Source organism: Martinezella lusitana, assembly GCF_010668395.1.
GTDB lineage: Bacteria > Pseudomonadota > Alphaproteobacteria > Rhizobiales > Rhizobiaceae > Rhizobium > Rhizobium lusitanum_A.
Window position 1 is genome coordinate 24,520 of sequence record NZ_WUEY01000008.1, and the last position, 21,970, is coordinate 46,489.

General features: G+C 63.7%; 20 protein-coding genes. 15 read left to right on the plus strand and 5 right to left on the minus strand.

The genetic code is table 11. The annotated features are described in order from the left end of the window. The 14 genes from GR212_RS18600 (at position 1) to GR212_RS18665 (ending at position 15,886) form a co-directional block, all read left to right on the plus strand. Positions 1–501: a (2Fe-2S)-binding protein gene (locus GR212_RS18600; protein WP_163988125.1), complete on the plus strand. Its 501-nt coding sequence runs from the start codon at positions 1–3 to the stop codon at positions 499–501. Then, positions 498–2,918, plus strand: a complete 2,421-nt coding sequence (locus GR212_RS18605; RefSeq protein WP_163988126.1) for an aerobic carbon-monoxide dehydrogenase large subunit — start codon at positions 498–500, stop codon at positions 2,916–2,918. The genes GR212_RS18600 and GR212_RS18605 overlap by 4 nt, the downstream gene beginning before the upstream one ends. Before the next feature lie 93 nt (positions 2,919–3,011). Further along, on the plus strand, positions 3,012–3,881 hold the full coding sequence (locus GR212_RS18610; RefSeq protein ID WP_163988490.1) for an AAA family ATPase: 870 nt from the start codon (positions 3,012–3,014) through the stop codon (positions 3,879–3,881). After that, complete coding sequence (locus tag GR212_RS18615) at positions 3,878–5,080, plus strand: vWA domain-containing protein (protein WP_163988127.1); 1,203 nt, start codon at positions 3,878–3,880, stop codon at positions 5,078–5,080. The genes GR212_RS18610 and GR212_RS18615 overlap by 4 nt, the downstream gene beginning before the upstream one ends. 12 nt (positions 5,081–5,092) lie before the next feature. Further along, the gene (locus GR212_RS18620) at positions 5,093–5,929 is read left to right on the plus strand and encodes an XdhC family protein (protein ID WP_163988128.1); all 837 of its coding nucleotides are present in this window, start codon (positions 5,093–5,095) and stop codon (positions 5,927–5,929) included. 16 nt (positions 5,930–5,945) lie between these two features. Beyond that, positions 5,946–6,410, plus strand: coding sequence for a CoxG family protein (locus tag GR212_RS18625; RefSeq protein WP_204326653.1), 465 nt, complete (start codon positions 5,946–5,948; stop codon positions 6,408–6,410). A 588-nt stretch (positions 6,411–6,998) separates the two neighbouring features. Next, entirely contained in the window at positions 6,999–7,862 is an 864-nt protein-coding gene (locus GR212_RS18630; RefSeq protein ID WP_348643485.1) for a branched-chain amino acid ABC transporter permease, read from the plus strand. After that, positions 7,859–8,821 (plus strand): branched-chain amino acid ABC transporter permease, encoded by a 963-nt coding sequence (locus GR212_RS18635; protein ID WP_163988129.1) that lies wholly within the window; start codon positions 7,859–7,861, stop codon positions 8,819–8,821. Before GR212_RS18630 ends, GR212_RS18635 begins: the two co-directional genes overlap by 4 nt. Continuing rightward, positions 8,818–9,519: an ATP-binding cassette domain-containing protein gene (locus GR212_RS18640; protein WP_163988130.1), complete on the plus strand. Its 702-nt coding sequence runs from the start codon at positions 8,818–8,820 to the stop codon at positions 9,517–9,519. The genes GR212_RS18635 and GR212_RS18640 overlap by 4 nt, the downstream gene beginning before the upstream one ends. A 1-nt stretch (position 9,520) precedes the next feature. Next, positions 9,521–10,222 (plus strand): ABC transporter ATP-binding protein, encoded by a 702-nt coding sequence (locus GR212_RS18645; protein WP_163988131.1) that lies wholly within the window; start codon positions 9,521–9,523, stop codon positions 10,220–10,222. 34 nt (positions 10,223–10,256) lie between these two features. Continuing rightward, a complete protein-coding gene (locus GR212_RS18650; RefSeq protein WP_163988132.1) occupies positions 10,257–11,432 on the plus strand; it encodes a substrate-binding protein in 1,176 nt (391 codons plus the stop codon). A gap of 69 nt (positions 11,433–11,501) precedes the next feature. Next, the gene (locus tag GR212_RS18655; RefSeq protein ID WP_163988133.1) at positions 11,502–13,166 is read left to right on the plus strand and encodes an amidohydrolase; all 1,665 of its coding nucleotides are present in this window, start codon (positions 11,502–11,504) and stop codon (positions 13,164–13,166) included. 60 nt (positions 13,167–13,226) lie between these two features. Beyond that, complete coding sequence (locus tag GR212_RS18660; RefSeq protein ID WP_163988134.1) at positions 13,227–14,465, plus strand: Zn-dependent hydrolase; 1,239 nt, start codon at positions 13,227–13,229, stop codon at positions 14,463–14,465. Further along, on the plus strand, positions 14,462–15,886 hold the full coding sequence (locus GR212_RS18665) for an aldehyde dehydrogenase family protein (RefSeq protein ID WP_163988135.1): 1,425 nt from the start codon (positions 14,462–14,464) through the stop codon (positions 15,884–15,886). Before GR212_RS18660 ends, GR212_RS18665 begins: the two co-directional genes overlap by 4 nt. 66 nt (positions 15,887–15,952) lie before the next feature. Here GR212_RS18665 and GR212_RS18670 read toward each other — a convergent pair whose 3' ends face one another. Next, positions 15,953–16,798: a helix-turn-helix transcriptional regulator gene (locus tag GR212_RS18670; RefSeq protein ID WP_163988136.1), complete on the minus strand. Its 846-nt coding sequence runs from the start codon at positions 16,796–16,798 to the stop codon at positions 15,953–15,955. A 268-nt stretch (positions 16,799–17,066) separates the two neighbouring features. Between GR212_RS18670 and GR212_RS18675 the strand changes: the two genes are divergently transcribed. After that, on the plus strand, positions 17,067–18,446 hold the full coding sequence (locus GR212_RS18675; protein ID WP_163988138.1) for an aminotransferase: 1,380 nt from the start codon (positions 17,067–17,069) through the stop codon (positions 18,444–18,446). A 171-nt stretch (positions 18,447–18,617) separates the two neighbouring features. On the opposite strand, the gene GR212_RS18680 is transcribed toward GR212_RS18675, so the two are convergent. Genes GR212_RS18680 through GR212_RS18695 form a run of 4 tightly spaced genes read right to left on the minus strand, consistent with a single transcriptional unit; the run spans position 18,618 to position 21,939 of the window. Continuing rightward, complete coding sequence (locus tag GR212_RS18680; protein WP_163988140.1) at positions 18,618–19,394, minus strand: anti-sigma factor family protein; 777 nt, start codon at positions 19,392–19,394, stop codon at positions 18,618–18,620. Further along, positions 19,391–19,915 (minus strand): RNA polymerase sigma factor, encoded by a 525-nt coding sequence (locus GR212_RS18685; protein WP_163988142.1) that lies wholly within the window; start codon positions 19,913–19,915, stop codon positions 19,391–19,393. Before GR212_RS18685 ends, GR212_RS18680 begins: the two co-directional genes overlap by 4 nt. 52 nt (positions 19,916–19,967) lie before the next feature. Beyond that, positions 19,968–21,422 (minus strand): YncE family protein, encoded by a 1,455-nt coding sequence (locus GR212_RS18690; RefSeq protein WP_163988144.1) that lies wholly within the window; start codon positions 21,420–21,422, stop codon positions 19,968–19,970. 13 nt (positions 21,423–21,435) lie between these two features. Next, positions 21,436–21,939 (minus strand): DUF305 domain-containing protein, encoded by a 504-nt coding sequence (locus GR212_RS18695; RefSeq protein ID WP_163988147.1) that lies wholly within the window; start codon positions 21,937–21,939, stop codon positions 21,436–21,438. Positions 21,940–21,970 lie beyond the last annotated feature (31 nt).

Below are 21,970 nucleotides of genomic sequence, written 5' to 3' on the forward strand. Positions count from 1 at the left end.
ATGGCAAAGACGCATGTGACGATGAAGGTAAACGGCGCCGAGGTCGAGGGCCTCGTCGAACCGAGAACGCTGCTCGTCCATTTCATCCGCGAGACCCTGGCCCTGACTGGAACCCATATCGGCTGCGAGACGACGCATTGCGGCGCCTGCACCATCGATCTCGACGGCATGTCGGTCAAGAGCTGCACCGTCTTTGCGGTTCAGGTACAGGGAGCCGAGATCACCACCATTGAAGGCATGGCCAATCCCGACGGCACGCTTTCGGCCTTGCAGGAGGGCTTTCGCCAGATGCACGGTCTGCAGTGCGGCTTCTGCACGCCCGGCATGATCGTGCGCGCCCACCGGCTGCTTCAGGAAAACCCGAATCCCAGCGAGGAGGAGATCCGCTTCGGCATCGCCGGCAATCTCTGTCGCTGCACGGGCTACCAGAACATCGTCAAGGCCATCCAATACGCCGCCGCCAAGATCAACGGCACGGAATTCAAGGAGGCCGCAGAATGAACGAGATCATCGTTACACGCGAGCAGCGCGAGGCCAAGCTCGAGGGCATGGGCTGCAAGCGCAAGCGGGTCGAGGATATCCGCTTCACGCAAGGCAAGGGCAACTATGTCGACGACGTCAAGTTGCCCGGGATGCTGCACGGAGATTTCGTCCGCTCGCCTTATCCGCATGCGCGCATCAAGTCGATCGACAAGGACAAGGCCCTGAAGGTGCCGGGCGTTCTTGCGGTGCTGACGGCCGAAGACCTCAAGGGCGTCAATCTCGCCTGGATGCCGACGCTTGCCGGCGACGTCCAGATGGTGCTCGCCGATGGCAAGGTGCTGTTCCAGAACCAGGAAGTCGCCTTCGTCGTCGCGACGGACCGCTACGCGGCCGACGACGGCATCAATGCGGTCGAGGTCGAATACGAGGCCCTGCCGGTTCTGGTCGATCCCTTCCATTCGATGGACGCGGACGCGCCGATTCTGCGCGAGGATATCAAGGACAAGAAGGACGGCGCGCATGGGCCGCGCAAGCATCCCAATCACATCTTCGAATGGACCGTGGGCGACAAGGACCTGACCGATGCGGCCTTCGCCAAGGCCGAGGTGACGATCAAGGAGCTGATCTCCTATCACCGCACACACCCTTCACCGCTGGAAACCTGCCAGTGCGTCTGCTCCTTCGACAAGGTCAAGGGCGAGCTGACGATCTGGGGCACGTTCCAGGCGCCGCATGTCATCCGAACGGTCGTCGCGCTGATCGCCAAGATCCCCGAACACAAGATCCATGTGATCGCTCCCGATATCGGCGGCGGTTTCGGCAACAAGGTGGGTGCCTATCCCGGCTATATCTGCGCTGCCGTCGCCTCCATCGTCACCGGAAAACCGGTGAAATGGGTCGAGGACCGGATCGAGAACCTGACCTCCACCTCTTTTGCCCGCGACTATCACATGACGACCGAGATCGCCGCCACCAAGGAGGGCAAGGTCACCGGGCTGCGCGTGCATGTGCTGGCCGATCACGGCGCCTTCGATGCCTGCGCCGATCCATCGAAATGGCCGGCCGGCTTCTTCAACATCGTCACCGGCTCCTATGATTTTCCGACGGCCCATTTGGCGGTCGATGGCGTCTATACCAACAAGGCGCCCGGCGGCGTTGCCTATCGCTGCTCGTTCCGGGTCACGGAAGCTGCCTATTGCATCGAGCGGGGCATGGATATCCTTGCCCAGAAACTGGGCATGGACCCTGCCGAGCTGCGATTGAAGAATTTCATCAAGGCGGAGCAGTTTCCCTATCATTCGGCTCTCGGCTGGGAATACGATTCCGGCGACTATCATACGGCCATGCGGAAGATGATGGAGACGGTCGACTATGCCGGTCTCCGCCGTGAACAGGCCGAAAGACGCGCCGCGTTCAAGCGTGGCGAAACGCGGGAGATCATGGGCCTGGGCGTCTCGTTCTTTACCGAGATCGTCGGCGCGGGGCCGTCGAAGAATTGCGATATCCTCGGCATCGCCATGTTCGACAGCTGCGAGATCCGGCTGCACCCGACGGGCGCCGGCATTGCCCGCATGGGCACGAAAAGCCAGGGGCAGGGCCACGAGACGACCTGGGCGCAGATCATCGCCACGGAGCTCGGCATTCCGGCCGACGACATCATGGTCGAGGAGGGCAACACCGACACCGCCCCCTACGGTCTCGGCACCTACGGCTCGCGCTCGACGCCTGTCGCAGGGGCGGCGATCGCCATGGCGGCGCGCAAGGTGAAGGCCAAGGCGCAGATGATCGCCGCGTATCTGCTTGAAGTGCACGAGGACGACCTCGAATGGGATATCGACGGATTTCGCGTCAAGGGCCTGCCGGAGCGGTTCAAGTCGATGAAGGACATCTGCTGGGCGGCCTACAATTCGCCGCCCCCCGGCCTGGAGCCGGGGCTGGAGGCCGTCAGCTACTACGATCCGCCGAACATGACCTATCCCTTCGGCGCCTATCTCTGCGTCATGGACATCGACGTCGATACCGGCGTCTACAAGGTTCGCCGCTTCTACGCTCTGGACGATTGCGGCACCCGCATCAATCCGATGATTATCGAAGGCCAGGTGCATGGCGGGCTGACCGAGGCCTTTGCAATCGCCATGGGCCAGGAGATCCGCTACGACAATGACGGCAACGTCGTGACGGGCTCGTTCATGGACTTCTTCATCCCGACGGCGGTCGAAACGCCGCATTGGGAAACGGATTTCACCGTGACGCCTTCGCCGCATCACCCGATCGGCGCAAAGGGGGTCGGGGAAAGCCCGAATGTCGGCGGCGTTCCGGCTTTCTCCAATGCGGTCAACGACGCCTTCTCCTTCCTGGGCTCGACGCACATCCAGATGCCGCACGATTTCTGGCGCAACTGGCAGGCGGCCAAGCGCCTTGGAGCGATCGCCTGATCGGAAGTGTCCACGATGTCTGCGCAATCCACCTCCCAGGACGCAAAAGGTCCCCTCTCCGCAAAAGGAGAGGGGACGACCAAGGCGGACGTCATGCCGCGCAGCCTGATCGTCGAGCGGCTCGCTGCTGCCGGCTACATTGCCGACCGCGATCTTGCCACCGCCATCGGCCTGATGCAGATGCTCGGCCGTCCCTTGCTGCTGGAAGGAGAGGCCGGCGTCGGCAAGACCGAGGTGGCCAAGGCGCTCGCAGGCGTCCATGAAACGGAACTCATCCGCCTGCAATGCTACGAAGGGCTCGACCAGTCGGCAGCGCTCTACGAGTGGAACTACCAGCGGCAATTGCTGGCGATCCAGGCAAGGCAGGGCACGGACGCCGCCGAGATCGAGCGAGGGATCTTTTCCGAGGACTATCTTCTCGAAAGACCGCTGCTGGCGGCGATCCGCCGGGCGCGGCCGCCCGTGCTGCTGATCGACGAGGTCGATCGGGCGGATGAGGAGTTCGAAGCCTTTCTGCTGGAGCTGCTGTCCGATTTCCAGATATCCATACCCGAACTCGGCACCGTGCGGGCGACATCGATCCCGCATGTCGTCCTGACGTCGAACGGAACGCGCGAGCTTTCCGATGCGCTGCGGCGGCGCTGCCTCTATCACTATGTCGACTATCCCGACGTGGACCGCGAGGCGCGCATCATCATGGCGAAGACATCCGGCGCCGGCGCATCGCTGGCGCTTCAGATCGCGCGCATGGTCGAAAAGATCCGCAAGGAAGATCTGAGGAAAGTGCCTGGAGTGGCCGAAACCCTGGATTGGGCCGCCGTCCTCGTCGGCCTCGACATCGCCGATCTGCATGGCGAGCCGGAAGCCGTCCACGAAACGCTGATGTGCCTGCTGAAAACCCGCGAGGACCGTATGCGGGTCAGCCGCGAGGTGACGGAACGCCTGCTCGGGAGGGTCGCATGAGCTGCTGTGACATGCTTCTGACGTCGGAGGATATGAACGAGTTTTCCCGCCTGGTGGCGGCAAGGCTTGGCGCCTTCCTCAGAACCCTGCGCGACAATGCGTTCGCCGTCGGATTGAAGGAGGGGCAGGACGCCGCGCGTCTCATGCAGACGGATATGGTCGAAAAGCCCGATCTGCTGCGCTCGGCCTTCAAGCATCTCTTCTGCGCCCGTAAAGCCGATTGGGATCGGTTCGAGGGCGTGTTCGATGCCTTCTGGCTCGGCAGGCACGTCCGCTCGCGAACGACGGTTTCAGGCGGAGGGTCCGGGCTTTCGCGGGAGCCGCGGGCTTCGGAGGGTGTGGATGCCCGGAACGGCTCCACGCTCGCCGATCAGGTGCCGGCTCCGGATACGGCCGAAGACCGCAGGACGGGCGGGCAGACCCGGATGGAGGGTGCGTCGCGCGTGGAGGCCCTTGAAAGCATCGATTTCCGCAAACTGGCCGATCCGGCCGATGTCGAAAGAGCGCATGCCATTGCCGCCCGGCTGGCCGCCGCCATGCGCGTCCGCCTGACGCGCCGGCATCAGGCCCGGCGCAAGGGTTACCGCCTCGATCTGCGGCGCACCATCCATCGCAACGTCAGCCACGGCGGCGTGCCGATCATCCCCGTTCGGCGCCGGCGCAAGGACAAGCCGCTGCGGCTCGTCATGCTGCTCGACGCCTCCGGCTCGATGAGCGCCTATACGGCGATATTCCTGCGCTTCATGCATGGCGTCCTCGACGAGTTCCGTGAGGCGGAAGCCTTTCTTTTCCACACGCGGCTTGCCCATGTTTCCGACGCCATGAAAGAACGGGATGCCGCCCGCGCGCTCGACCGCCTGTCGATGATGGCGCAGGGCGCCGGCGGCGGCACGCGTATCGGCGAATGCCTCCAGACCTTCAACCACGCCTATGCCCGGCAGGCGATCCATTCGCGGACCTGCGTGATGATCGTCTCGGATGGCTACGAGACCGGAGACGCGGCGCTTCTGCGGCAGGAAATGGCAGCCCTTGCGCGTCGCTGCCGCAGGATCGTCTGGCTCAATCCGATGATGGGCTGGGACGGTTACGCGCCGGAAGCGGCGGGTATCAAGGCGGCATTGCCCTACGTCGATTTGCATGCGCCCGCCCATTCCTTGCGGAGCCTCGCCGCTCTCGAACCCTATCTTGCCAGGCTCTGAGGGAGGCAAATCATGACCGCCCATGTCGATGTGATGGAGTTGGTATCGAGGATGCGGTCCGCCGAGGAGGCCTTCGTGCTGGCCACGGTCGTCCGCACCGTCGCGGCAACCGCCGCCAAAGCCGGCGCCAAGGCCGTGATCCGTGCCGATGGAACGATCGCCGCCGGATGGATCGGCGGCGGCTGCGCACGCGGCGCGGTCTTGAACGCCGCGCGGGATGCCCTGATCGATGGCCAGTCGCGCCTCGTTTCGGTGCAGCCCGAAAATCTTCTGGCCGAACTGGGCGTTCAGCCGGGCGAAAGCCGTGACGGCGTCCGTTTCGCCAAGAATGCCTGCCCGAGCAAGGGAACGATGGATATCTTCATCGAGCCGATGCTGCCGCGCCCGTCCCTCGTCATCCTGGGAGCGAGCCCGGTTGCAATCGCATTGTCGGAACTGGCGCGGCGCTTCGGGTTTCATGTGACGGCCGCCGCTCCCGCCGCCGATTTCGCTGAGGCGCCGGATGCCGATGCCGTGTTCGATGGCTTCGACATTCCGGCGGGTACGACGACGGACCATTTCATCGTCGTTTCGACCCAGAGCAAGGGCGACGAAAAGGCGCTGAGGGCCGCCCTTGGGGCAAACGCCGCCTATCGCGGCTTCGTCGGCAGCCGCAAGAAGATTGTGTCGCTGAAGACGAAGCTCGCCGCGGAGGGCATGGACCCCGCGGCGCTGGACGCAGTCAAGGCGCCGGCCGGCCTTGATCTGGGGGCAATCACGCCCGACGAGATCGCCCTGTCGATCCTTGCGGAGATCATAGAGTTACGCAGGCATGGCAAGCGCGACACGAGCGCTCGTCCCTCATCATGAAAAGGGGAATATCGACATGGACATGAGTGGCAGCGAAAGGATCGAGGCGCCTCTGGACGCCGTATGGCAGGCGCTCAACGATCCGGAGATCCTGCGGCAATGCATTCCGGGCTGCGAAAGGCTGGAGAAGACCTCCGATACGGACATGACCGCAACCGTTTCCCTCAAGATCGGCCCCATCAAGGCGCGCTTCGAAGGCGCGGTGCAATTGTCGAACCTCGATCCGCCCCATTCCTATCGGATCGCGGGTGAGGGCAAAGGCGGCGTCGTCGGCTTCGCCAAGGGAGGTGCCGATGTGTCGCTCCAGGCCGAAGCCCCCGATGTCACCATCCTCAGCTACGTGGTCAAGGCCGATGTCGGCGGAAAGATCGCCCAGCTCGGCGCGCGGCTGATCGATTCCACCGCCAAGAAGCTCGCAACCGAATTCTTCGGCACTTTCCGGGAAATCGTCGGTAAGTCACAGGACCGGCTGGCAAGCTGACGCCGATATTCCCCGCGCAATCCAGGAGCAGACGAAGGCGGCCGCGCATTTGCAAACCCCGACCGCCCCTGTCGTCGGGTCGGCAAACGGGAGGCGGATGCTCCGACGGTAACTATCGATGACATCGCCCCGATCGGCATCATGGCCATCAGGGCGATGATCGCGCCGGCCGGCTTTCGTTTCAGCAACGCGACCAAAGGGAAGGGTGTGAAATCCGTCCCTCGTTTCAGCGCCCCGATCCGCCGTCGATAAACCTGAGCGGAACGGGTCTCCGCCAAACAAAACAATACAGCCCTCCACTCCCGAATTGAAATTGTTTCCAGCGGTTCGGCGCGGCCAGTGTCCTTCCGGCCGAGCGGCCGTCGACGGAAAATCCGGAGCGCGGGCGATCGTGTCCCGCGCCGGCCATGGGCCGACATCCTGTACCGATGATGTATTTACCATCCGCGGGCGCCCTCCTTATGCTTCATGTCATGGAAACTGTCCCGATCGAGGCAGGGGAGCCAGGATAGTCCTTAGGAGGAAACAGGGAATGACGCAGCTTCTCAGCGCGGATTTTGCTGCATCGAAAAATCGAGGCGGTGCATAGTGGACATTGTTGCAAACGCCGTTCTCAACGCGTTGACCATCATCGGCGTGCTGGCTCTGATCGGCCTCGGCCTGACCATCAGTTTCGGCCTGATGAACATCACCAATCTCGCCCACGGCGAATTCGTCACGGTCGGCGCGTTCACGGTCTATTTCGTGCAAAGCCTCGGCGGTTCGTTCTGGCTTGGCCTCGCGTTTGCGCCCTTGACGGCTGCCGTCGCCGGCATCCTGCTCGAATGGCTGGTGCTGCGCCATCTCTACGAGCGACCGGCAGCGGTCATTCTCGCGACGCTCGGCGCCAGCCTGGTCATCCAGCAGGGGTTGGAATTCCTGTTTGGTCATGGTGCCAAACCGGTTTCCGCACCCTTCGCCGGTACGGTCGATCTCGGTTTCACCACCTATCCTGCCCATCGCATTCTCGTCATTGCCGTCTCGCTCGTCGCGCTGGCCGGCGTGCATCTCGTCATGCGCCGCACCGGCTTCGGCCTCGATATGCGCACCGTCATCCAGAATAGAGACATGGCCGAGGCGGTCGGCATCAACACGCGGCGCACATTCGCCGTGGCATTCGCCTTCGGCGCGGCCCTGGCCGGCCTCGCCGGCGCCCTGATCGCGCCGATGACCTCGGTCCTGCCGCAGATGGGGGTCGGCTACCTCGCCAACGCCTTCTTCGTCGTCATCGTCGGCGGTGCCGGCTCGGTCGGCGGGGTTCTGGCCGGCAGCTCGTTCATCGGCGGCTTGACGACCTTCTTCAATTATCAACTCGATCCGTCGCTGTCGCAGGCCCTCGTGCTTCTCGCCGCCATCGTCATGGTGCGGCTGCGGCCCTACGGCATCGTCGCCATCCGGGGGCGCCAGTCATGAAACAGTATCGCTGGATAACGGTATACGTCGTCGGTATCGCATTCCTCGCCATCTATCCCGCCTTTGCCGGCTCCTACGATCTGACGGTCATGCGCGACGCGCTGATCTTCGCCATGTTCGCCGTCAGCCTCGACCTGTTCTGGGGGCGTACCGGCATTCTCTGCTTCGGCCACGCCGCCTTCTTCGGCGCCGGCGGCTACGCCATGGCGCTGGTAACCCTGTCGTCCGGTCTCGTCGCATCGACATGGCTTGGCCTTCTGGCAGCCATGCTCGTGCCGGCGCTGCTGGCAGCGGTCGTCGGTTATTTCCTTTTCTATGGCGGCGTGCGCGGCAGCTATTTCACCATCGTCACGCTCGCGCTTTCGGTCATCGCGCAGCAGGCGGTCATCGCCTGGAGTTCCGTGACCGGCGGCGATACCGGCCTGCTCGGCATTCCGCCCCTGTCCCCCTGGGGTTTCGATCTCTCCGGCGATCTCGCAAGCTATGCGCTGGTCGCGGCAACGCTTGCGCTGCTGCTGGCCGGCTTGCGCCTGCTGACACGCGGCCGCTGGGGCCAGGTGCTCAAGGCGATCGGCGACAACGAAATCCGCGCGGCGGCCCTTGGCCACGACGCACCTGCGCGCCTGACGGCGGCCTTCGTCCTCTCGGCAGCGATCGCCGGCCTTGCCGGAGCGCTTTATGTATCCGCCTCCGGCGTCGTCGCTCCCGACATGATCGGTCTTGCGCTCTCCACCGAAGTCGTTGCCTGGGTCGTGATCGGCGGGCGTGGCACGCTTATCGGCCCTGTCATCGGTGCGGTTCTGGTGCAGCGCGCCCAGCAGGAGATCAGCAGCCTTAATCCGGTGCTCTGGCCCATGATCATCGGCCTGATGTTCGTCGCCGTCGCCTTCCTGCAATCGGACGTGCTGGAGCGTTTCGCCAAGCGCTTCGCGGCGCGCAAGACGGAGAGGGCGCAATGAACGGAACCCTGCTGCAAGCCGAAGGTATCGGAATGCGCTTTGGTGGCTTCCAGGCCCTTTCCGGCGTCGATTTCGACGTGAAGGAAAACTCGGTCGCCTGCATCATCGGCCCCAACGGCGCCGGCAAGAGCACCTTTCTCAACATCATCACCGGCACGCTCACGCCGACCGCCGGAACGGTGCGCTTCGCCGGCCAGGCGATTGCGGGTCTTGCGCCGCACCGTATCGCCCGGCTCGGCATCGCCCGCAAGTTCCAGATCCCGTCGGTGTTCCCGTCGATGACGGTGGCGGAGAATGTCGAGGTGGCGCTCTGGGGCGGCCGTTCGCCGGCTGGCATCGACGAGATGCTGGAGATTATCGGCCTGTCGCGCCGCCGGCTGGATCTTGCCGGCGATCTCGCCCACGGCGAGAAGCAATGGCTGGAGATCGGCATGGCGATCGCCACCGGGCCGAAGCTGCTGCTGCTCGACGAGCCGACCGCCGGCATGACGCCGGAAGAGACGCGCGCCACCGCCGAGCTGATCCATCGGCTGAGCAACCGCTGCACCGTCGTGGCCGTGGAGCACGACATCAACTTCGTGCGGGCCCTCGACACCGACACGCTGGTTCTTCACCAGGGGCAGTTCTTCCGGCGAGCGCCCTTTGTCGAAATCGAAGCGGACGAAGCCGTTCGCGATGTGTATCTCGGGAGGCGCTGAGATGCTGGACTGCAAGGATATCCGCTCCGGTTACGGCCACCTGCCGGTGCTGCATGGCATCGACCTGACCGTCGGCGCCGGCGAAGTCGTGGCGGTGCTCGGCCGCAACGGCGTCGGCAAGACGACGCTGCTGAAGACATTGGCCGGCGCTCTTGCCCTGCGCTCCGGCGCTATCCGTCTCGGAGGCCAGGACGTCAGCGCGTTTGTCGCCCATCGCCGCGCGCGCTCCGGCATCGCCCATGTGCCGCAGGGGCGCGGTATTTTCGGCCGGCTGACGGTCGAGGAGAACCTGACGGTCGGCACACGAGCCGCCGGCAGCAGGGCGCGCAAGGACATGTTCGACGACATCTTCTCCTTCTTTCCCGTGCTGCGGGAGCGGCGGAGTGAGCCTGCCGGCAATTTTTCCGGCGGCCAGCAGCAGCAACTCGCCATCGCCCGCGCGCTCTGCGGCGAACCGAAGGTGCTGTTGCTCGACGAGCCGTCCGAAGGCATCCAGCCCAACATCGTCCATGAGATCGGCGAGCTCATTCCGCGCCTTGCGCGCCAGTACGGCATCGCGGTGCTGCTGGTCGAACAGAACCTCGACCTCGTCAGCCACGCCGCGACGCGCTGCCTGTTCATGGACAAGGGGCGGGTCGTGCATTCGGTGCCCACGAGCGAGCTTGGCGACGAGGCGCTCCTGAAGAGCCTGCTTGCCCTGTAATTCATCCGCCAACCAAAAAAGAGGGAACGACCAAATGCAATATTCCATCACCCGCCGCACCATGCTGAAGGGGAGTGCCGCCGCTGCGTTCGCTGCGACCGGGCTCGGGGCGCCCGGCATTCTCCGCGCCGCCGATACGGTCAAGGTCGGCCTGTCGATTCCGATCACGGGGCTGCAGGCGATTCTCGGCGAGACGCTGCTCAACTGCTACCGGATGGCTGCCGACGAGCTGAACGCCAAGGACGGCATCGGCGGACGCAAGATCGAACTGATCGTCGAGGACAATCAGACGACCACAAAAGGTTCGATCGACAAGGCCCGCAAGCTGATCGGCCAGGACAATGTCGACGTCCTTATGGGCAACATCATTTCCGTCGAACGCAGCGCCACGCTTTCCGTCACCAGGCGCGCCAAGAAGCTGTTCTTCTACCCGACCCAATTCGAGGGTGGCGAATGCGATCCCTATTTCGTCGCCATGGGCGCGATCCCTCCACAGGAAGTCGACCCGGTCGTGCCGTGGATCGTCGAGAATGTCGGCAAGAGCGTCTACGTCCTCGGCTCGGACTACGCCTGGCCGCGCAAGATGACCGAGGCGATCACCGCCGCGCTCGACAAGGCCGGCGGCAAGCTGGTCGGCGCCGATTTCTATCCCTTCGGCACCCAGGATTTCGGCCCCGCCTTCCAGAAGATCAAGGATGTGAACCCGGATCTGGTGTGGAGCATGGTTGTCGGCAACGATGGCCTGGCGCAGCTCAAGCAATATCGCAGCTTCGACATCAAGCCGCCGATGGTCGGCCCCTCCGACGACGTGATGATTCAGGAAACGCCGGAACTGGCGGCGGGCAGCTATGCCGCGCATTCCTATTTCATGGCTGTCGACACGCCGCAGAACAAGCGCTTCATCGAGAGCTACCGCAAACTCTACGGTGCCGAAAAAATGCTCAATACCATCGGCGAGTCCGGCTACAATAGCCTGCATCTCTATGCACTGGCGGCCACCAAGGCCGGCTCCGTCGAGGATGCAAAGGTACTGAAGGCCTTGCCGACCGTCGAGTTCGAGGCACCGCAAGGCGTCGTGCGCGTTGACGCCAGCAACAATCATTGCGTCCTGCATTCGTTCTTCGCAAAGGTCGACGCCAAGGGCAGCCAGTTCGAAGTGGTCAAGAGTTTCGGCGCCATCGCGCCGGTTACGCCCTACTGCAAGCTCTAGGCGGCACGACGGTCGGCGGCGGGCCGCCGCCGCTGACCTCGCTCCCTGCAATTTCGAGAATGGACAATCATGCAAGCCTCCATCGTCATCCGCAACGCGCGCGTGCTCACCATGGATGAAACGCAGCCGCATGCTGACGCCGTCGCCATCTCCGGCAACCGCATTCTTGCCGTCGGCAGCGATGTCGACGTCGCCCGTTTCGTCGGCCCGCAGACGCGGCGGATCGATGCCGGAGGCGCCACAGTTCTGCCTGGCTTCAACGAAAGCCATCTGCATATCTTCAGCGGTTCGGTTGCGCTCAATACGCTGTCGCTCTTCGGCGTGCGCGGTTTCGACAATCTCAGGACGGCCTTGCTGCGCTTCGCCGCCGAACGGCCCGACAGCAAGCTGCTGATCGGCAAATCGGCCGAATACACGCTCGTTTCCGAGACGCGCAACATGACGCGTCACGATCTCGACGCCATCATCCCGGACCGTCCCGTTATCCTCGTCGCGCCGGATCACCACACCGGCTGGGCCAACACGCTGGCGCTGAAGATGGCCGGGCTGCTCGAAGGCCGCGATGTCGGTGTCGGCAACGAGGTGGTGATGGCCAAGGATGGCCTTGCCCATGGCGAGTTGCGCGAAATCAACGCCATGGGGCCGGTTTTTGCGCTGGGCGATACCGGCGGCCGCGAAGGGCTCGGCTTCGAAACCGGCGGCGAGCCGGCGCATGTGACGGCAACGGAACGGGTTGCCGATATCGCCGTGCTCAGGCAGGGTCTTGCCTATTGCGCCTCGCTCGGCATCACATCGATCCAGAACATGGACGGCAATCTCTACCAGCTCGAACTCATGGACGAGATCGAGCAGACGGACGGTCTGCCGGTGCGCGTGCGCATTCCCTTCCATATGAAAAGTTTCATGCCGCTTTCGGACCTGGAAGCGAAGGCGGCCGTCTGGCGCGACCGTTACGCTTCGGACAAGCTGCGTTGCGATTTCGTGAAAATGTTCATGGATGGCGTCGCCCAATCAGGGACGGCCGTCTTCGTCGATGATTATGCCAACCGGCCGGGCTGGAAGGGCGAGCCTCTCTTCACGCAGGACCATTTCAACGAGATCGCCGCCAATGCCGACCGGCTCGGGCTGTCGATCGCCGTGCATGCCATCGGCGACGGCGCGGTGCGGATGGTGCTTGACGGCTACGAGGCCGCCGCCGCCGCGAACGGTCCTCGCGACCGGCGCAACCGCATCGAGCACGCCGAAGTCGTCCATCCCGACGACCTGCCGCGCTTCGGGCGTCTCGGTGTTGTCGCGTCCATGCAGCCGACCCATCCGCCGGGCAGCGCCGGCACGCCGCTTGAACCCTATGTCTCCTGTGTCGGCGAGGCGCGCTGGCAATATTGCTTTCCTTGGCGCCGCCTCGTCGATACCGGCGCGAGCATCGTCTTCGGCACCGATTGGCCCGTCTCGCCGCTGGCGCCGATCAGCTGCATCTACGACGCCATGAACCGCAAGGTCTGGCGGGATGACCTGCCCGATCATCGCCTGACGCTTGCCGAGACGCTGGCGGCCTATACGCGCACCAGCGCCTGGCTGGAATACATGGAAGACCGCAAGGGCATCCTGCGTGAAGGCTATCTCGCCGATCTCGTCATGCTGTCGGGCGATATCGAAGCCATCGGCCTCGACAAGCTCGATACCCTCCGCCCGGTCCTGACGCTCTGCGACGGGCGCGTCACCTACGAAGCCTGACCTCCCAAGCCGAGGCCGCTCGTTTTCGCGCGGCTTTCTGCCCGCTGGATTTTACGACCCATGCAGAATTTGAAGATCAATGCCGACCGGCTATGGTCGGACATCCATGAGACCGCTGCCATCGGCGGCACCGAAAAGGGCGGCGTACGACGCCTGACGCTCACCGACCTCGATCGGCAGGCGCGCGACTGGCTGGCCGAGCGCTGCCGCGCGCTCGGCTGCGACCTGACGATCGATGAGGTCGGCAACATGTTTGCCTGCCTGCCCGGTACGGATCCTTCGCTGCCGCCGATCGCCATGGGCAGCCATCTCGATACGCAGCCGACCGGCGGCAAGTTCGACGGCATTTTCGGCGTGCTGTCCGGTCTCGAAGTACTGCGCAGCCTGAAGGCTTCCGGCTACCGTACCCGCCATCCCATCCTGCTCGTCAACTGGACCAATGAGGAAGGCGCGCGCTTTTCGCCCGCAATGCTGGGCTCGGGCGTTTATGCCGGCCTGTTCGACCGCGCCTATGCCGACGCGCGGCGGGACGAGGACGGCGTCACCTTCGGCGAGGCGCTGGAGGCGATCGGTTATCGCGGACCCGCGCCGGCCGGGGCGGTGCGGTTCTGCGCCATGTTCGAGCTGCATATAGAACAGGGCCCGGCGCTGGAAGCCGCGAATAAGGAGATCGGTGTCGTGCTCGGCGTGCAGGCGATGCGCTGGTACGATATCGAGATTGGCGGCACGGAAGCCCATGCCGGCTCGACGCCAATGGCCATGCGCCGCGACGCGCTGGCGCTGGCAGCGCGCATGATCCTTACGGTGCAATCGCTCGCCGATGCTCATTCGGCCTCGGTCGCCACCGTCGGCTTCATCGAAAGCGGCCCGAATTCGCGCAATGTCATTCCCGGCCGGGTGCGCTTCAGTGTCGACCTGCGCCATCCGCAGGATGCGGTGGTCGATGCGATGGAAGCCGCATTGAAGGCTTCGGTCGCGGCCCTGCCGGCGGAATTCGACGTGACCTGCTCCGAGGTCTGGCGCAGTCCGGCCGTCCATTTCGATCCTGCCTGCGTCGATGCCGTGCGCGAGGGCGCGGCGCGTGCAGGGCTGTCCACGCTCGATCTCCATTCCGGCGCCGGCCATGACGCCGCCAATATCGGCCGCATCGTGCCGACGGCGATGATTTTCGTACCCTGCCTCAACGGCCTTAGCCACAATGAGGCCGAGAGCATCACCTTCACGCAATGCGCGGCCGGCGCCCAGGCATTGCTCAACGCCATTCTCCTCTACGACAACAAGGATTGGACGCAGGTATGATCGACACACGCAAGTTCTATATCGACGGACAATGGGTCGCGCCGAAGGGCGGCGAGGTTTTCGACGTGGTCAACCCGGCGACGCTGCAGCCGGTCGCTACCATCTCCCTGGCGAGCGTCGAGGATGTCGATGCCGCCGTCGCGGCTGCGCGGCGGGCTTTTGCCACCTATTCGCTGACGCCGCTCTCCGAGCGGCTGACGCTGCTTGAAAGGCTGCAGGCCATCTACAGGCGGCGCTACCGCGAGATGGCCGAGACGATCACCCTGGAACTCGGCGCTCCGGCCACCATGTCCTACGAGCAGCAGGCCGATGTCGGCACCGGCCACCTGCAGGCCTTCATGGATGCTCTGCGCGAGCACCGGCCCGTCGAGGTCCTGCCGAACGGAGAGACGGTATTGCGCGAGCCGATCGGCGTCTGCGGGCTGATCACGCCCTGGAACTGGCCGGTGAACCAGATCGCCCTCAAGGTGATCCCGGCGCTGGCCACCGGCTGCACCTGCATTCTGAAACCCAGCGAGTTCACGCCGCTCAGCGCCCTGCTCTATGCCGAGATGATCGACGAGGCCGGTTTCCCGGCCGGGGTCTTCAACCTTGTCAACGGCAACGGCGCCGTCGCGGGGGCGGCGCTATCGAAACATCCCGATGTCGACATGATGTCCTTCACCGGCTCGACCCGGGCCGGCATAGCCGTCAGCCGTGACGCGGCCGAGACGGTCAAGCGCGTTTCGCTCGAGCTCGGCGGCAAATCGCCGAACCTCATCTTCGAGGACGCGGATATCGAGGCGGCGGTGCGTCGTGGCGTTCAGCATTGCTTCAACAACTCCGGCCAGTCCTGCAACGCTCCGACCCGCATGCTGGTGCAGCGCTCGGTTTACGAGCGCGCCATCATTGCTGCCGAAGCGGCCGGACGCGAGGCGCAGGTGGGAGACCCGGTTCAGCAAGGGCCGCATATCGGCCCGGTCGTCAATGCGCAGCAATGGGAGCGCATCCAGACCCTCATCCGCGCGGGCATCGATGAAGGCGCCCGGCTACTGGTCGGTGGTCCGGGCAAGCCCGAAGGCTTCGCAAGCGGCCATTTCGTGCGCCCGACCGTCTTTGCCGACGTCAGGCCCGACATGCGCGTCTTCCGCGACGAAATCTTCGGGCCTGTCCTGTCGATCACCCCGTTCGACACGGAAGAGGACGCGATCGCACTGGCCAACGACACGCCCTATGGCCTGGCTGCCTATGTGCAGAGCGGCGACGAGGCGCGCATCGGCCGCGTCATCCCGCGGCTGCGGGCCGGCATGATCCACGTCAACGGCGCCGGCCGCCGCTACGGCAGCCCTTTCGGCGGCTACAAGCAATCGGGCAACGGCCGCGAAGGCGGCAAGTTTGGGCTTGAGGACTTCCTCGAAGTCAAATCGATCCATCGCGGCTGAGAACATCGGCCGTGCCGACAGCCTGGCGTCCCGCGCTCCTCAGCCGGGTGCCGGGCCTCGGACGTCTCAGTTCAGATAGTGCTCCAGCGGGTCGTCGTAGAGATTGGGCGCCGACGACACGGATTCGATGAACAACGAAAACAGCTCGGTCTGCGAGGTGATGTCGAGCTTGGCGTAGAGATTGCTGCGGTGGAGCTTCACCGTGGTTTCCGAGATCGACAGCTTTTCCGCCGCCCCCTTCAGCGAATAGCCGCGCAGGATCAGCCGCGCGACTTCGCACTCGCGCTCGGTCAGGATGCTGGAGCCGAAGCGCATCATGGCGTGCTGCAAGGCGACCCCCAGCGGATTTGCCGACCGCTTGCCGGCCGCCGGATTGAGGTCGCTCCAATGGCGCGTAACGGCCGAGCGCAGCAAGGGCTCAAGCTCCCGCAGGATTCCTTCGTCATGGGCATCGAACGGCGCGTTGTTCGCCTGGCGGCTGAGCGATATGGCGAAGGTCACGCGCTCGTCCATCCTGAAGAGATAGTTGAACTCGTCGCCGAAGCCCGCGTCGCGATAATATTCCTGATAGTATTGCGTGTGCGTGAAGTTGGAGGGCGCGACTTCGCTCAGCGCGTAGAGGCCGTCCACGGGCTCCTCGACTGCAATGCCATAAAATGGATCCCGCAAATAAGGGCCGCCGAGATACTTCTGCAGGCCGAGGACGCCACGTTTCGTCGTCCAGTCATGGAACAGCAGTCGCGGGCTGCGATCCCTGTGGTAGATGAGCAGCAAGCTGGCGTCGATGGCGAGATGCTGTTTCAGCGCGCTGGCCAGTTCGGCTTCGAAATTCGCGCGTCCGGCACAGCCGATCAGCCGGGCTGCCAGATCGTATTTCCCCGAGGCAGGCTGGGCTTCGCTGGGCGTGGTCATGGATGCTATTCCCCATCAAAGCGGATGCCGAAACGGTTTCCTGATGGATGCGGCATCGGCCCGTAGCTATACAACGCGGCGGGTTGGCGCGCAATCGGACCTATGCGAAGGATGTATTTCCTCCCCCATACCGCAACTCCATAGTGCTCCCAACCAGCGTGCCATGCACGGCTCCGGCCGCGGGACATGCTGGCGATCCGGACCCCGCGGGGGTGCCGGCAGAGAACCAATCGGCGCCGTCGCGGAAACGGCTTTTGAGGATCAATCCATGCGCTCCTATACCAATGCCGATGTCAAACGCCTCGACATCGAGCACTTCATCCATCCCTATACGGATTTCGCCACGTTTCGGCAGGAAGGCAGCCAGATCACCGCTTCCGCCAGCGGCGTGCATATCTTCGACGAGGAAGGCCGGAAATATCTGGATGGCATTGCCGGTCTGTGGTGCGTGAACCTCGGCCATGGCCGGCGGGAACTGGTGGATGCCATCGCCCATCAGGCCGCGACCATGCAGTATTACAACCCGTTCGGTCATTCGACCAACGTACCCGCGGCCCTGCTCGCCGCCGAACTCGCCGAGCTACTGCCCGGATCGCTGAACCATGTCTTCTATACCACCGGCGGCTCGACGGCGAACGATCTCGCGATCCGCATGGTGCACCACTATTTCAACCGGCTGGGCAAGCCGAACAAGAAGAAGATCATCGCCCGCGTCGATGCCTATCACGGCTCGACCTACGTCACCGCACAGCTGACGGGTATTCATGCCACGAAATATGGCTTCGATTCCGTCGGGCAAGACTTCATCCACCACATCTCCGCCGCCAACTCATACCGCCGGCCGGCCGGCATGTCGGAAGCGGCCTACTGCGACCATCTGGTGCAGGAGTTCGAGGACCGCATCCTGCAGCTTGGACCGGACAATGTCGCCGCCTTCATCGCCGAGCCGATCATGGGTGCCGGCGGCGTTCTGGTCGCTCCTGACGGCTATCATAGGCGCATGCACGCGATCTGCCGGAAATATGGGTTGCTCTACATCGCCGACGAGGTGGTAACCGCGTTCGGCCGTCTCGGCGAATGGAGCGCTTCCGAAGCGTTGTACGGCTATGTCCCGGATATCATGATCCTCGCCAAGGGCCTGACCTCGGGCTACATCCCGCTCGGCGCGGCGGTGTTCTCCTCGGAATTCTACGACGTCATCGCCTCGCCGCAATGCGAGGGCGGACAGCTGACGCTTGGCTTCACCTATTCCGGCCATGCCGTCGCCTGCGCCGCCGGGCTTGCGACCATCGAAACCATGAAGCGCGACGGGCTCAACGAGCATGTGCGCGTTGTGGGGCCGGCCTTCCTCAAGGCGCTCGAAGCCCTCAACGCGTTCGAGATCGTTGGCGACGTGCGCGGCAGCCATCTGATGTGCGGCATCGAGCTCGTCAAGGACAAGGTGGCGAAGCGCTCCTTCGCACCGACGGTCGGCTCGGCCCATCAGGTCTTTCTCGCCTGCCGGGAGCGGGGCCTGATCGTTCGCCCGATCGGGGACAAGATCGTGCTGTCACCGCCGCTCATCTTTACCGAAGAGCATTGCCAGGAGACCGTGCGCATCCTTTCCGAAGCCATTTCCGCCGTTTCCGACACGTTGCTGGCGGCTTGACGCTTCTCCCGGTGGATGCCGCATCCACCGGGATGTCTTGGCCGAGACGCCTGTCCTGTCGAAGCTCAATCCGTAAGTAATTACCTACGCATTGCCGCCAGGCCAATCTGGACCGGGCGCTGCTCCCGATGGACGGATCGGTGCCGATCGTTGGTGGCTCAACCCTCCGGATCAGGCCTGATCGTTGACTTGCCTGCGGATATCGTCGGCGAGCGGGTGCAGAGCCTCCGAAGGGAGAGAGCCGACGAGGCTGTAGCCCAATCCGTTCGTCGCCCAGGTCCAGCCATCGACCTTGCCTTCCGAATAGGGAGCCATCGTTCGCGTCTGGTCCACGATCATGGGTCTCGTCAGCATGACGAGGCGCGTGCCGTGGTCGTTGTCGTACATCAGCATGAGCCCGGCGCCGTGCGGGGTGGAGACCACCCGTCCGCCCATCAGCCGGTATCCGGATTTCGACAGATCCGGCAGCACGGGCCTGCGGCCCATGCGTTCGGTCGCCCAGTCCACCAGCTCGGTCATGTTGTCTGCCCGAAGTTCGACCGGCCTGATCTTGTCGGACGCATAGGTCGCATAACTTTCGGACGCTTCCCGGGCAAGCGCGGCCACGCCTTCGCTCGCCGGGGTCATCATGTCGCGCATGTACCACCCGCCCGATCCGCCGGCGACCAGAAGAACAACGGCCGCGGCAGCGAGCCGCCACGAGGAGAGATGGTTCTGTCGTTTCGTTGCGATCATGTGCTTGAGATTGAGCCGAGTCGGGATCGGCTCCTCTGTTACACTGTCGAATGCGGTGCGCAGGGCATCGCGCTGCGTGGAATAGGATGCGAAACGTCCGGCCACATCCGGATGCCTTTGCAGATAGGCGGAGATCTCTGCGCTGCGGGCTTCGTCCAGGCGGCCGTCGACATAGGCGTGAAGATCGTCTTCGGTAATCGGCTCGTCCGTCATTTCACTCTCCGCAGATGTGATCCCGGTTTAGCGTCGGAGACGGGATTCTCCAAGATTTGTCGCAAACGCTCGCGGCCACGCGAAAGCCGCGACATCACCGTTCCGATGGGGATCGCCAGTACCTCGGCCACCTGGGCATAGGAAAGATCTTCCACCGAGACCAGCAGCAGGACGCTGCGCTGTTCTTCCGGCAGCTGCCGAAGCGCCGACATGATCTCCGCCCTTGCGAGGTCGTCTTCCTGTGTCGCCCTGTGAGCCAGCTGGTCTTCGCCGATATCATCGATGGCGACATTCCGGCCGCGACGCGAAATCTGCCTCAACCGATTGATTGCAAGATTGTGCAGGATGGTGAACACCCATGCACGAGCATCCTCGCTGCGCCGCCGGTTCCAATGGGCGACCACCCGTTCCAGGCAATCCTGTACGAGATCGTCGGCCGCAACCGCATCGTGGAGCAGGCCGCGCGCATAGCGCCGCAGCGCCGGAATCATCGGTTCGAGCTGGGAGAGGAGATCATCCATGTCACACCTTGCCGCGAGTGGAAGGCCCGCTCCTGGGAGCGGGCCATTATTGTCACTTCGCCTGTACCTGCACAACCTCGCCGGACTTGCCGTCGACGGCAGTGGTAACGACGAGATAACGCTTCTCGTCTTTGTGCTTGGCTTCGACGATCTGGCGGATCGGACCGACGGCGTTCACGATGGCGGAACCGGCGGGGTTGGTCATGAATGTCGCCAGAGCCTGGAGCTGGCCGCTTCCGTCGGCCTTTTCCGAGAGAGCCAGGACATAGGGCTTCTTGGGATCGAGGCCAGCGACCGCCGCCTGCAAGACTTGCGTCAGCCCCTGATTGAACAGGGTTACGCTTGTCTCTGGCTTTTTGTCGTCGCTTCCCTTGCCGGTGAGCGTCAGGTGGGCGGCATCTCCCGCAGTCCCGAGCGGCACCAGGTTTTGCGTACCGTCGCCTTCGGGAACGGCGTTCGGAACATAAGCGACGGCCTGGGGCGCCTGGCCGATCGGGATATTGGCGATGACCTTGTTCGTCAGCGTGTCGATCACGGCGAACTGGTCGGCATTCTCCAGCCCGACATAGACGCGGGTGCCGTCACCCGATGGCCAGATGCCGTGAGGCAGATTGCCGACGGGGATGGTCGCGACCTGTTCGAAAGTGTCGGTGCGATATACCTTCACCTCGTTCAATCCACCGACCGTCACATAGGCGAAGCTGCCGTTCTTGTTGACGACGAGATTGACGTGATTGGTGATCGGGCCGGTATCGAGGGTCTTGATGAGATCGAAGGGGGCTTGGGCATCGAAGACCTGGGTCTTGCCGACATCCTTCAGGGTGAACCAGACCTGCTTGCCGTCCGCCGAGGCCGCGATGTTCGGGCAGAACGGGCTTGCCTGCTTCACATGACCGACGATCTGGTGGTCGGCGACGGTCACGACGGCGACATCCGGATTGAAGGACGAGCAGATATAGCCGTATTTGCCGTCCGGCGAGAAAATCTGCATGCCGGGGCCGGGAGCAACCTTGATGCGGGTCTTTTCCTCGAAGCTGTTGGCATCGATGACGGAAATATAGTCTTCGCCGCGAACCGTCACCCAGATTTCCTTGCCGTCCGGCGTGTAGAACGCCTCATGCGGAGACCGGCCGACATAGGTCGTATGCTTGACGGCGTTGGTTGCCGTGTCGATGAACGTCACCGAGTTGGAGCCGATCGAGACGACCGCGAGGGTTTTGTGATCCGGTGAGAATCCCATGCCATGGACGAGCACCTGCCCCTTGTAGAGCGGGCTCAGGTTACCGGGCTGCGGATCGCCGAGCTTGATGACGCCAAGCAGCTTGTTGTCGACGGGGTCGGAGACCGAAACCGTGTTGGAGAACTGTTCGGCCGCATAAATCCGGTCCTTGTGGGTGATCGGAATATCCGGATCGGATGCCAGGCCTGGGGCCTGGCCGGCAAACGCCACGACGGGGAAAAGCACGGTGCTGGCAAGCAGAGCTATGGTCTTCAGGTTGGGTCTCATGTTTGGGGCTTTCTCAGTTGGCCGGTTTCATCATCATCATCCGCATGGCCGGTGCCTGGGATGACGTCTTCTCGTCGGAGCTTGAATTGCTGGCTGCCGCGTTCGCGTCGGCCTGGGTCGGAGCGGCATCGGAGGCCGGCAGCGGATCGCCGAGCGCCATGCGCATGGCGGCGATTTCCTGCTGCTGGTCGACGATGATTTCCTGGGCGATGCGTTTGAGCTGCTCGTTGTTGCCGTAGCGCAGATAGGCCACGGCCATGTCGATGGCACCCTGATGGTGGGGGATCATCATCTCGACAAAATCGCGATTGGCGTCGCCGGTCGGCTTGACGGCCATGTCGTTCATCATCTTGACCATGGCGGCATCGTTTTCCTGAAGGTACGGCCGTTCGTCGGCGGTGCCGGCCGCAGGCTGATGATCGTGGGTCGTCGCGTCCTGGGCGAAGGCCGATACCGGGGCGACGGCGAGGAAGGACGTCGTCACGAGAATGCGGGTGGAGCGGAAGAAGGCGGTCATTGTTTTCTCCTGATCTCTCTCGAAGCGTTCA